The sequence below is a fragment of the Mesorhizobium sp. WSM4310 genome, from assembly GCF_007003935.1.
Taxonomy (GTDB): Bacteria; Pseudomonadota; Alphaproteobacteria; order Rhizobiales; family Rhizobiaceae; genus Mesorhizobium.
In genome coordinates this window covers 272157-283671 of sequence record NZ_VFTA01000001.1, presented here as the reverse complement: position 1 = coordinate 283671, position 11515 = coordinate 272157, and the positions used below count along the sequence as shown (strand labels likewise).

The following is an 11515-nucleotide window of genomic DNA, read 5'->3' as shown; positions in this document are numbered from 1 at the left end:
AGGATTAGTAATGAAACGACTGACTGCAACGCTTTTGCTCGCGACGACACTGTTCGCCGGGCCTTCCGTCGCCAGCGCCGACGGGCTCAACATCGTCTTCACGCACCATTCGTCGGCCTCGAACACCTTCTGGCAGGCGGTGAAAAAGGGCTTTGACGATGCCTGCGGCAAGGTCGAGGCCAAGTGCAACATGATTTTCACCCAGACCGAAGGCTCGGTCGAGCAGCAACTCGCCAACATGCGCGCCGCGCTTGCGGCAAAGCCGGATGCGCTGCTGACCTCGATTGTCGACAACAAGGCGTTCGACGACGTCATCAAGGAAGCGCGAGATGCCGGTGTGTTGGTGATTGCCGTCAATGTGGATGACACCGAGGGCGCCAAGGGCAATGCGCGGCAGGCCTTCATAGGGCAGGGTTTCAAGCCGGCGGGCTATTCGCTCGGCAAGGCGATTTCCGAGAGCTTCCCGAAAGAGGGGGCAATCAAGGTTCTGGTCGGCATTTCCGCACCCGGCCAGAACTGGTCCGAAAGCCGCGGCGCAGGCGTGATGCAGTTCCTGGAAGAGTACAAGGCGGCCCACCCCGACCGCCAGGTCTCATGGGAGCGGATCGACAGCGGAACGGACCTCGCGATCACGTCCGATCGTGTCGGCGCCTATCTCAATGCGCATCCCGACACCACAGCCTATTTCGACACCGGCTTCTGGTGCGCGGGCGTAGCGCGGTCGCTGCAGGATCGCGGCGTCGCGCCGGGCAAGGTCCTCCTTGGCGGGTTCGATCTGGTGCCGGAAGTGCTGCAGCAGATGCAGAAGGGCTACGTACAGGCTTTGGTGGACCAACAGCCCTACATGCAGGGCTTCATGCCGGTCATGGAAGCCTACCTGAACAAGAAGGTAGGTCTGGCGCCCTCCGACATCGATACGGGTCAAGGCATCGTGCGCCCGAATCAGGCCGACGCGATCATGACACTTTCATCGCAAGGCCTGCGTTAAGCCCACGCGCGCCATGTGTTCACCCGGCGGTGTTCGCACCGCCGGGTGGTCCCTTGCCTCGAATTCCTGGAGCCTGCCTTGAAACGCCTCTTCAAGACCTATCTGGAAAAGCCGGAACTGGCGGGACTGATCCTGCTGGTGCTTCTGGTGGTGATTTTTGAGATCCGCTCGAATGGCGTGTTCCTCAACCAGGATAACCTTCGCGGCATGCTCGGCATTCTGCCGGAAACGGGCCTCGTCGCCATCGGCGTCACCATCTTGATGATCAGCGGCGAGTTCGACCTTTCGGTTGGATCGGTGTTTGCCCTGATGCCGATGTGCATGGCGGTCCTCATGGTCGAAGGGGTGCCTTTCCCGCTTGCTTTGCTGGCCGGGCTTGTCGTTTGCGCGGTGATCGGATTTATCAACGGCTATGTGACGATCTGGTTCGAGATCCCGAGCTTCATCACCACGCTCGGCATGCTTTTCATCGCCCGGTCGCTGACGATCGTCGTCTCGGGCGGGTTTCCACCCTTGCTTCCCGCCGATCTTCCGAACTGGCTGTTCACTTCGTTCGTCGGCCCCGGCAACATGTTCCGCATGTCGTTCCTGTGGTTTGCGGGAATTGCCCTGCTGACGTCACTGATGCTTTCCAGAACCAATTTCGGCAATTGGATAAAGGCCACCGGCGGCTTCCACCCGGCTGCCGCCTCCATGGGCATCCCGACCGCGAGAGTAAAACTCGCATGCTTCGTGCTTTGCTCGATGCTGTCGGGCTTCGCCGGCATGTTGCAAGTGCTGAGGCTGGGCTCTCCCTTGCCTTCCATCGGCGAAGGCCTGGAGCTCCAGGCGGTGGCCTCGGCGGTCATCGGCGGGGCGTCGCTCGCAGGCGGCATCGGTACCGTCGCCGGCGGCATCATCGGCACAATCCTCATCCGCATCATCGACAACGGGCTGGTGCTCTCCAATGTCGACGCGAACTGGTTCAAATTCGCGATCGGCTTCCTGACCATTTTCGCCGTCGTCGCCAACGCCTGGATGCGCAAGCGCGCCAAGGCGATCAAGATGGAGGGCTGAGCCATGGAAGACGCAATCATCTCCGTCCGCAATCTTCACAAATGGTATTCCGGCGTCCATGCGTTGAAGGGCGTGAGCCTCGACCTGAAGCGAGGCGAGGCACTTGGGCTGGTCGGCGACAACGGTGCCGGCAAATCGACGCTCATCAACATTCTGTCAGGCGTCCACACCGCCGACGAGGGCGAGATCCTGGTCGAAGGCAGACCAGTGCGAATCGCCAGGCCGCGCGACGCGATGAATCTCGGTATCGAGACCATCTACCAGTACAATTCGATGGTCCCCACCATGTCGATCGCCAGGAACCTGTTTATCGGCCGCGAACCGACGCTGTTTTCCGTATTCGGCGTCGGCATCCTGGATCAAAAGCAGATGGCCAGCGAGAGCATCAAGGCGATCGCCAATGTCGACCTGCATCTGCGCTCGCCCGACGCGCTGGTCGGTGAATTGTCAGGCGGCCAGCGGCAGGGCGTCGCCATCGCGCGGGCCATGCATTTCAAGTCGAAGGTGATGATCCTCGACGAGCCGACCAATCACCTTTCGGTCAAGGAGACCAGCAAGGTCATCGGCTTTGTGCGTGGATTGAAGGCGCAAGGGGTGACCGGCGTTTTCATCAGCCACAACATGCATCACGTTTTTGATTGCTGTGATCGTGTGGTCGCGATGGCGCGCGGCGAGGTCGTTCTCGACAAGCGCATCGAGGAAACCTCCATCGATGAAGTTCACAACGTGCTTTGAGGAGCGGGAACGGTGATGACGAACCTTTCCGGTAAAGTCGTGCTCCTGACGGGTGGTCTGGGTTCGCTCGGCCGCGCCCAGGCTGCCGCGCTTGCCCGCGCTGGCGCGCGCGTGCTTCTGCTTGACCGACCGGAGAATGCGGAAGGGCCTAAGATCGCGGCGGAATTGGCGGCGACAAACAAAGGTACGATCGTCTATGTCGGTTGCGACTTGAACCAGCTGGCCGAAGCCGAGGCAGCGGTCAAGGCGCTCGCCGACGAAGAAGGCACGATCGATATTCTGATCAACAACGCGGCGCTCATCATAAACCGTCCGTTCGAGGAATTCTCACTTGGCGAGTACGAGGACCAGATCCGTGTGAATTCGTCAGCCGCCTTCGCGCTGGCGCGCGCCTGCGCGCCTGGCATGAAGAGGAAGGGCCAGGGCAGGATCGTCAATTTCTGCTCGGTGACGCTGAACGGCCGCTGGGACGGCTACGTGCCCTATGTGGCCTCGAAGGGAGCCATGCTGGGACTCACCAAGTCGCTGGCGCGGGAATTGGGACCACACGGCATCACCGTGAACGCGGTGTCGCCAGGCGCCGTCGTTTCCGAGGCAGAGGAGCGCGTCTTCGGAGAACGGCTCAAGGAATACAATGACTGGATCCTTACCAACCAATGCCTGAAGCGACGCATCGAGCCGCAGCATATCGCCGATCTCGTGCTGTTCCTCGTCTCCCCGGCCTCGGACATGATCAGCGGTCAGAACATCAACATCGATGGCGGATGGTAGCCATAGCGGCCCTTCAATGACAAATGGCGATGAGATCGAACTTGCCGACGGGCGTGCAAGCCTTGTGGTGTGTCCCCGCGAGGGCGCCGCCATCCTGCGCTACGACGCGCTCCGTCCCGGCCGAGCACCTACGCCTCTGCTTGAGCCATCGAGAGGTCTGCTGAAGTTCGGGTCTCAACTGCTGATTCCCTGGTCAAACCGCATTTCCGGTGGAGGCTTCGAGTTTGACGGGCGCTTCCATGCGATAGAGCCCAATGTCGAAGGCGAGCGGTTCCCACTCCACGGCGACGCATTTCAAAGACCGTGGCGGTTGACGAGGCGAACCGGCACTGAAATCGAGCTGGCTCTGGAGGATGGGGCGATCGGACCCTACCGCTACCATGCAAGCGTCCGCTATGCATTGGAGGAAGGCGCGCTGTCCGCCGTGCTGGCTGTCGAAAACCGAGCCGCCATCCGCCTGCCCTACGGGCTGGGCTTCCACCCCTGGTTTCCGCGCCGCCCGCGCACTCTGCTGCAAGCATCGGCGCACAGTGTCTGGTTGGAAGACGAACGACACCTGCCGACGGGGGTGGTGCCGCTGGCCTCCCGGCCGGACTGGGACTTTTCGCAAGCCTCGCCGCTTCCCGACGCCTGGGTCAACAATGCCTTCGAAGGCTGGAACGGGCACGCCTCGATCATCCAGCCGGACGACGCCATCGCCCTCACGGTCGAGGCATCGCCCTCGCTGAATGTCTTCGTCCTCTATTCGCCGGCACGAGACGCTGATTTCTTCTGCTTCGAACCCGTTTCACATGTGGTGGACGCCCATCACGGCAGCGGCCTGACGACGCTGGAAAAAGGCGGATCGACAAGCGCGCATTTGCGGTTACGCTGGGGTGAGCTATAGCGCCAGATCGGAAGTCGCGAAGCGGTGCAGTGGCATGGTGGCAAAGGCCATTTCCGTTGATCGTCCGTCGCTTGGCACATGCTGCTTCAGGGCGTGTCGGCTTGAAGAGGCTATGCGCACCTCATAACATCGAACCATCCTGCGCAATAACGAGAGTGCAATGACAAACATGACGTTTCTGCCTGACGATGGCGTCTTTCTCGGCCGCGCTCGATCACCGGCTGTGCCCCATCCCCTGGTGGTCACGGTGCGTGACGGCACCGTCTTCGACATTACGTCGAGCGAGGCGCCGACCGTGCGGGACATCTGCGAGATGGCCGATCCGGCAGGGCATGTGCGCTCGGCCAAGGGCAAGCCGATCGGCTCGCTCGACGACATCGCGGCCAATAGTTTTGCAGCCGGGCGCGATCAGGCCAAACCCTATCTCCTCTCCCCGGTCGACCTGCAGGCGGTCAAGGCGTCGGGCGTCACCTTCGTCGTCAGCCTGCTGGAGCGGGTGATCGAGGAACAGGCGCGCGGCTCGGCGGAAAAGGCCGACGCCATCCGCGCCGACATTGCCGGGCTGATCGGCCACGATTTGTCGAAGCTCAAGCCCGGTTCGCCGGAAGCCATGGAGATCAAGGCCAAGCTGATCGCGCGCGGCGCCTGGTCGCAATATCTGGAAGTCGGCATCGGCCCCGATGCTGAGATCTTCACCAAGTGCCAGCCAATGGCGTCGGTCGGCTTCGGCGCCGATGTCGGCCTGCACCCGGTGTCGACCTGGAACAATCCGGAGCCGGAGATCGCCATGGTCGCCGCCTCGAGCGGCAGCATCGTCGGCGCCACCATCGGCAACGATGTCAATCTGCGCGACGTCGAAGGGCGTTCCGCATTGCTGCTCGGCAAGGCCAAGGACAACAATGCTTCGGCCTCGCTTGGCCCCTTCATCCGCCTGTTCGACGACACCTTCTCGATCGACGACGTGAAGAAGGCGGTCGTGCGCCTCAAGGTCGAGGGCGAGGATGGCTTTTCGCTGGAGGGCGCAAGCTCGATGGCCGAGATCAGCCGTTCGCCCGAAGAGCTCGTTGCCGCCGCGATGGGTCCGCACCACCAGTATCCGGACGGGCTGGCGCTCTATCTCGGCACCATGTTCGTGCCGTCGAAGGACCGCGGCGAGAAGGGCAAGGGGTTTACCCACAAGGTCGGCGACATCGTCACCATCTCATCGGAAAAATTCGGCGCGCTGGTCAACCGGGTGCGGCTGTCGCCCGACTGCCCGCACTGGACCTACGGCGCCAGCCATCTCATGCGCGACCTGGCAAAGGCTGATCTGATCTAGACTCAATCCAAAACGCCATGACCTTGCTTGGCGTGGATGCCATCTGGGCCCGCCTTCACCACCGGTGCTCCGGTCGTGCTTGCCTTGGCGATCGACCGGCTGCGACGCCGCTGGCGCGCCGGACACAGCGCGGACAATCCGCCCGGCTGAGCCTCGCCGCCAATCATCCGACCGCTCCTGAAAAATCACCCCGACTGATGCAATCTGATGGGACCGTTGATGGCGTCGCGTCAGGCGCCAACTACATCTGCAGATGGAGGCTTGCCATCCGTCGAAAAAGGGAATGCTCTGAGGCATCCGAGCGGCGCTGGCAAAAGACGCAATCCGGCCGACGCCGGAACAGGGACGGATCATCTTCAACCGGGAGGAAATCAAATGCTGACAAGACTGAGATTTGTGCTCTACGGCCTTCTGGTCGCGCTGACGGTCATTCCGGCAGCCGCGCAGGCCAAGACCTTCTACTGGATTTCGCATGGCGGCCCCGCCGACCCGGTCTGGACCTACTTCCTGGCCGGGGCCAAGCAATGGGCCAAGGACACCGGCAACACCGTCAACACCTCGTTCCACAATGGCGATGTTGCCTCCCAGCAGGAAGCGGTTCGCGCCGCCCTCTCGGCCAAGGCCGACGGCATCGTCACCACCAGCCCCGATCCGGGCAGCCTCGTCGAGATCGTCAAGGAAGCCCGCGCGGCCAACGTCCCGATCATCAACTTCAATACGCCCGATCCAAAAGCCAACTTCAATGCCTATGTCGGCGGCGACAACGTCACCTTCGGAAAGCATTGGGCGCAGTATCTGGTCGACAAGGGCCTGGTGAAGAAGGGCGACTTCGTCTGGATGCCGGTCGAGGTCCCCGGCGCCACCTATGGCGTCCAGGAAGAGGAAGGCATCAAGAGCGTCTTCGGACCGCTCGGCATCACCTATGAAGTGACCGAAGCGACGCTCGACCAGGCCGAGGTGATCAATCGCATGGTCGACTACCTCACCGCCCACAAGGGCAAGGTCAAGGCCGTTATCGGGCTGGGCGACCTCGTCACCGGCTCGATCAAGCGGGTGTTCGACCAGGTCGGCGTCAAGCCGGGTGAAATCCCTGTTGTCGGCTGGGGCAACTCGCTCGACACCACCCAGGAGGTTCTGAACGGCTACGTCAATGCCGGCCAGTGGCAGGACCCGCAGGCGACCAGCTATGTCGCGCTGTCGCTCGCCAACATGGCGGCGTCAGGCATTCCCCCGGGCTTCAACGTCATCACCGGCGCGCTTTACGAGAAGGACACCGCCGGCATCTACGACAAGATCCTGTCCGGCAAATAAACCGCGATCCCTGGCGCCGCGCCCATCTGGCACGCGGCGCCAGATATCTGCTTGTGCCGCGACTATCCATCCAAGGCGGTGGAGATCGCGGCCCGTTCCAACCATGTCGCGGGTTCCCAGTGGAAAATCATTCGCTTGTCCAACGCCTGATTGCGCGGCCCGAATTCGGTCCCTTCGTGCTGCTCATCGTCGAGATCGGCGTTTTCTGGGGCTTCAACCACGACTTCCTGTCGCCGCAGAACATCTCCAACACCCTGGCCTTCACGGTCGAGCTCGGCCTGATCGCGCTGGCGATGACCTTGCTGATGACATCAGGCGAATTCGACCTGTCCGTCGGATCCCTGTTCGGCTTCTCGCCAGTGCTGATGTGGACGCTGTTCAACGGCGGCGTCACATCGCTCGATATGGGCTTCGTCGTCGCGCTGGTGGTTGCCGCCTTGATCGGCCTGGTCAATGGCTGGTTCGTCACGCAGCTCAAGATCCCGTCCTTCCTGGTGACGCTCGGCATGCTGCTGGTGGTGCGCGGCAGCGCGCTTTTCATCACCGACGGTTTTCCGCAGCGCACCTGGAGCGCCGAGGGCAGCTGGCTGGCGGAGGCACTGGTCGGCGACTTCTTCATCGGGCCGTTCCGCATCTACATGTCGCTGTTCTGGTTCATCGCCGCGGCGATCGCGCTCGGCTATGTGCTGACGCAAAGCCGGACCGGCAACTGGATCCAGGCGGCGGGCGGCAATCCCAACGCGGCGCGTGCCCGCGGCGTCAATGTCAACCGCGTCAAGATCGGCCTGTTCGTGCTGTCGTCGCTCATGGCCTCGCTGGCCGGCGTCATCTCCTCGCTGCGCACGTCGGCCGCCAATCCCAACAGCGGCACCGGCTACGAACTCGAAGTCATCGCCATGGTGGTGATCGGCGGCACGGCGCTGACCGGCGGACGCGGGACCATCATCGGCACCGTGCTCGGCATCCTGATCCTGCGCGTGATGCGCAACGGCATCGTGCTGATCGGCGTGCCCGGTCTTGCCTACAATATCTTCATCGGCGCGATCATCCTTGGCATGATGGCGCTCCACTCATGGCTGGAACGCCGGCACCAGGCAGGGACTTGAACCATGGCCGAGCCATTGATCCGCATGCAGAACATCCGCAAGTCCTACGGCCGCGTGCAGGCGCTTGTGGACGCTAATTTCCATGTCAACGAGCGGGAGATCGTCGGCCTGCTCGGCGACAATGGCGCCGGCAAGTCGACGCTGATCAAGGTCTTGTCGGGCGCGGTGCCGCTGACCAGCGGCGACATCTTCATCCGTGGCAAGAAGGTCACCTTGCGCAGCACCAGCGATGCCATCGCGCAGGGCATCGAAACGATCTACCAGGATTCCGCGCTGGTCACGCAACTGTCGATCGCCCGCAATCTGTTCCTCGGGCGCGAGCCGATCAAGCCGCCGCGTTTCCTCAACCGCATGGACCAGGAGGCGATGAACAACGTCGCCCGCGACCTGCTCAAACAGGTCGGCATTTCGAAGAACATTCCACCGACGACGCCGATCGGCTCGCTCTCCGGCGGCGAGCGCCAGGCGGTGGCGATCGCGCGCGCCATGCATTTCGACAGCGACCTCATCATCCTCGACGAGCCGACCAACAATCTCGGCGTCGCCGAAACACAAGGGGTGCTTAGCTTCGTGCGCAGCGCCCGCGATTCCGGCCATTCCTGCATTTTCATCGCGCACAACATCCATCACGTCTTCCAGGTGGTCGACCGCATCGTCGTCATGCGCCGGGGCAAGGTGGTCGCCGACGACATCGACCCGAAGAAGACAACCGTGACGGAGGTCGAACGGATCATCACCGGCATGTCGGACAAGGAAATCCGCGACGCCGTCGCCGACGGCAGGCTGTCGCACTGAGGACGGGCGGATCCGTCTTGCCGAAGCGGCTCAGTGCGCATGGCGGCGATGGGTGTCAATCACCCGTCCGTCGGATCGCATCGGCTGCGAAATCACTTATCTGGCGCGTCATCGCATCGGCGCGTAGGGTTACGGCATGAAGGCCACCGTCTCCGACATCGCCAGGAATTGCGGGCTGTCGACCGCGACGGTCGACAGGGTGCTCAACAACCGGCCGGGCGCCAGCGCCGCCAACCGGCAACGCGTGATGGAAGCCGCCAAGCAGCTCGGCTATCTGCCGGTCGCCGATCAGGTGACGCTTCCCTCCAGACCGGCAAACCTCGAGTTCTTCCTGCCGATCGGCAGCAACGCCTTCATGCAGGATCTGGCAAGGCACATCGAAGACTATGCATCGCGCCTGCCGCTGGTCGCTTCGTGCCGGATCCACAACCTCGCCGGCATCTCGCCGAACGCGCTGCAGAGCGCCGTGGAAAACCTGTCGCTGAGGGCCAATGGCGTCGGTGTCATCGCCATCGACCATCCGCGAACCCGCAACATCCTGCGCGACATCGTCGAAACCGGCATCCGCCTGGTGACGCTGGTGTCCGATATTCCGGCCGCTCCCCGCTCGGCCTATGTCGGCATCGACAACCGGGTGGCGGGCCGAACGGCGGCACTTCTGATGGGTCGCTTCCTCGGCGGCCGCGAAGGCCATCTGGCGATGGTCGTCGGTTCACGCTCCTACCGCGGTCATGAGGAGCGCGAAATGGGCTTTCGCTCCGTGCTTGGCGAGGAGTTTCCCAACCTCGCCGTGACCAGCGCCGTCGAGATCAACGACGAACCGGATGCCAGCTACGCCGAGACCATGAAGGCACTGCACAACGAACCGGAACTGCTCGGCATCTATTGCGTCGGGGCCGGACGCTCCGGCGTTGCCAGAGCCATCCGGGAAGCCAGGCCCAACCGCAAGCCGGTGTTCATCTGCCACGACCTTACAAAGGAGACGCGCGGCTACCTCGTCGACGACCTCGCCGACGTCGTCATCGACCAGAACGCCAGGCTGATCGCCGAGCAGTCGGTCATCCGCCTGCTCGGCTCCATCGCCTCATCGGCGCCCTATCTCACCCGGAAATTCATCGAGCCGCGCCTGATTTTCAGGGAAAACGTGCCGGTGCAGTGAAGCGAGACCGCCTGGCAATGCCCGGCTTCCTGGATTTGTCTGATAATTGACACGGCAAATCTGCACAGCTGCTATGCACAATTCATTGTTGCCGAATCATTGGGCAACTCGTAGCTTCTGGTCGTCGGCCATCTACTCCTCCCAGATGCGATGCCGACGCTGAATGGGGTGCACCTCCTCCCGCGCCACATTCGAAAATCGAGCCCGCTGCCACCTCCTCCCGGCAGCGGGCTTTTTTTTATTCAGCATCGGAAATTCCTGTGCCGTCCGCGCCAAAGGGCGCCGAGCATCGCCTCGGTCATACGACCGGCAAATCGCCAACAGCCGCGGCGGATTTCAACCGGCGGCGGTGCCCCGGAAGGAAACGATCAACCCTTCGGCCATGCGCACGAACTGCGTGCTCGGGCCTTCGGCGCCCACGGTCTGCACGCTGACACGGGCGCCCTCGAACAGCAGCGACAGCGTATCGGCAAGCAGTTCGGCCTGACCGATGCCCGCACCCCGGCAGAGCGCCACCAGGCGTTCGCGCTGGGCTTCCTTGAGCTCCTTGATCACCAGTCTCGCCGGATGGTCCGGCTCAGTCAGCTCAGCGGCGGCATTGGCCATGTCGCAGCCGCGGCCGTCGGCATTGAGCATGGCAGCCGCCTTGCGAACCCAGGCATGCAGCTGCGCGAGCTTGTCGCCGGGGAACTCGGCCTCGAAAGCATCCCACATCGCGCCGGCCTTGGCCGCATTGGCGCGCAGGCACTCGACGATCAGTTCGTCCTTGGATTCAAAGTGACGATAGAGCGTCATCTTGTTCGTGCCGGCAGCTTCGGTGATGGCGTCGACGCCGACGCCCTTGATGCCATGCTTGTGGAACATGTCGCGTGCCGTCTCCAGAATCCGATCCCTGGGACGAGAGCGCTCCACGACGCCGTCTGTCATCATGATCTCCTTTCGTTTCCAAAAAACCCTCGGCCACCTCTTGACTAGGGTGTTACCGGTCTGTAACTTCCAGAATGTTACTTACTGGTAACACCTACGTCGTCCGTCGTCAATAACAAGGCCGTGAACTGGTCCTGCCAGGTGAGACGGACGAGAAACTGCCAATCATGCGGCTCCGGCCGGTGAGGAAATGGAAAACGGTTCGCGAGCATGGGCTGCGAATCGACAGACAAGGAGCCGGCCAATGCCACAGCGCCGCGATCTTACCATAGATGAGGCCGTCCGGGATCCGATGATCCGGCTGGTCATGAAGGCAGATGGGGTCGACCCCCGCGCCCTCGAGAAGATGCTTCGTTCGCTTGCCGATGGGCAGCGTCGCGAAGTGCCGTTGCTGCGTTCACGGGAAGCCTCCCGTGACGGGCACGGCCAGTTATCCAGAGTTGCCAGCGCCTTCGGGCGGGCA

11 protein-coding genes are annotated in these 11515 nt (G+C 62.6%); 10 read left to right on the top strand and 1 reads right to left on the bottom strand.

Going from position 1 to position 11515, the window contains the following annotated elements; translation table 11 throughout:
* The first annotated feature begins 10 nt into the window (after positions 1 to 10).
* The 10 genes from FJV80_RS01295 (at position 11) to FJV80_RS01250 (ending at position 10125) form a co-directional block, all read left to right on the top strand.
* Entirely contained in the window at positions 11 to 988 is a 978-nt protein-coding gene (locus tag FJV80_RS01295) for a sugar ABC transporter substrate-binding protein (protein ID WP_095786664.1), read from the top strand.
* 78 nt (positions 989 to 1066) lie between these two features.
* A complete protein-coding gene (locus FJV80_RS01290; RefSeq protein WP_095771106.1) occupies positions 1067 to 2044 on the top strand; it encodes an ABC transporter permease in 978 nt (325 codons plus the stop codon).
* A 3-nt stretch (positions 2045 to 2047) separates the two neighbouring features.
* A complete protein-coding gene (locus FJV80_RS01285; RefSeq protein ID WP_095771107.1) occupies positions 2048 to 2779 on the top strand; it encodes an ATP-binding cassette domain-containing protein in 732 nt (243 codons plus the stop codon).
* A gap of 15 nt (positions 2780 to 2794) precedes the next feature.
* Positions 2795 to 3550, top strand: a complete 756-nt coding sequence (locus tag FJV80_RS01280; protein ID WP_142875358.1) for an SDR family oxidoreductase — start codon at positions 2795 to 2797, stop codon at positions 3548 to 3550.
* 16 nt (positions 3551 to 3566) lie between these two features.
* The gene (locus tag FJV80_RS01275) at positions 3567 to 4436 is read left to right on the top strand and encodes an aldose 1-epimerase (protein ID WP_245437944.1); all 870 of its coding nucleotides are present in this window, start codon (positions 3567 to 3569) and stop codon (positions 4434 to 4436) included.
* 160 nt (positions 4437 to 4596) lie between these two features.
* Entirely contained in the window at positions 4597 to 5754 is a 1158-nt protein-coding gene (locus FJV80_RS01270) for a fumarylacetoacetate hydrolase family protein (RefSeq protein WP_095771110.1), read from the top strand.
* A gap of 375 nt (positions 5755 to 6129) precedes the next feature.
* A complete protein-coding gene (locus tag FJV80_RS01265) occupies positions 6130 to 7065 on the top strand; it encodes a substrate-binding domain-containing protein (RefSeq protein WP_142875357.1) in 936 nt (311 codons plus the stop codon).
* 119 nt (positions 7066 to 7184) lie between these two features.
* Positions 7185 to 8171 carry an ABC transporter permease gene (locus FJV80_RS01260; protein WP_142875356.1) on the top strand — a complete coding sequence of 329 codons (987 nt, stop codon included), beginning with the start codon at positions 7185 to 7187 and terminating at the stop codon, positions 8169 to 8171.
* Positions 8172 to 8174: 3 nt separating this feature from the next.
* Positions 8175 to 8966 carry an ATP-binding cassette domain-containing protein gene (locus tag FJV80_RS01255; protein ID WP_142875355.1) on the top strand — a complete coding sequence of 264 codons (792 nt, stop codon included), beginning with the start codon at positions 8175 to 8177 and terminating at the stop codon, positions 8964 to 8966.
* 136 nt (positions 8967 to 9102) lie between these two features.
* On the top strand, positions 9103 to 10125 hold the full coding sequence (locus FJV80_RS01250) for a LacI family DNA-binding transcriptional regulator (RefSeq protein WP_095786670.1): 1023 nt from the start codon (positions 9103 to 9105) through the stop codon (positions 10123 to 10125).
* 336 nt (positions 10126 to 10461) lie between these two features.
* On the opposite strand, the gene FJV80_RS01240 is transcribed toward FJV80_RS01250, so the two are convergent.
* A complete protein-coding gene (locus tag FJV80_RS01240) occupies positions 10462 to 11052 on the bottom strand; it encodes a TetR/AcrR family transcriptional regulator (protein WP_095771432.1) in 591 nt (196 codons plus the stop codon).
* Between the last annotated feature and the right edge of the window lie 463 nt (positions 11053 to 11515).

Bases quoted from the DNA above. Each gene is read 5' to 3' on its own strand.
- FJV80_RS01280 (WP_142875358.1), top strand. From the start codon at position 2,795: ATGACGAACCTTTCCGGTAAAGTCGTGCTCCTGACGGGTGGTCTGGGT.
- FJV80_RS01285 (WP_095771107.1), top strand. From the start codon at position 2,048: ATGGAAGACGCAATCATCTCCGTCCGCAATCTTCACAAATGGTATTCC.
- FJV80_RS01255 (WP_142875355.1), top strand. From the start codon at position 8,175: ATGGCCGAGCCATTGATCCGCATGCAGAACATCCGCAAGTCCTACGGC.
- FJV80_RS01295 (WP_095786664.1), top strand. From the start codon at position 11: ATGAAACGACTGACTGCAACGCTTTTGCTCGCGACGACACTGTTCGCC.
- FJV80_RS01265 (WP_142875357.1), top strand. From the start codon at position 6,130: ATGCTGACAAGACTGAGATTTGTGCTCTACGGCCTTCTGGTCGCGCTG.
- FJV80_RS01250 (WP_095786670.1), top strand. From the start codon at position 9,103: ATGAAGGCCACCGTCTCCGACATCGCCAGGAATTGCGGGCTGTCGACC.
- FJV80_RS01270 (WP_095771110.1), top strand. From the start codon at position 4,597: ATGACAAACATGACGTTTCTGCCTGACGATGGCGTCTTTCTCGGCCGC.
- FJV80_RS01240 (WP_095771432.1), bottom strand. From the start codon at position 11,052: ATGACAGACGGCGTCGTGGAGCGCTCTCGTCCCAGGGATCGGATTCTG.
- FJV80_RS01275 (WP_245437944.1), top strand. From the start codon at position 3,567: ATGACAAATGGCGATGAGATCGAACTTGCCGACGGGCGTGCAAGCCTT.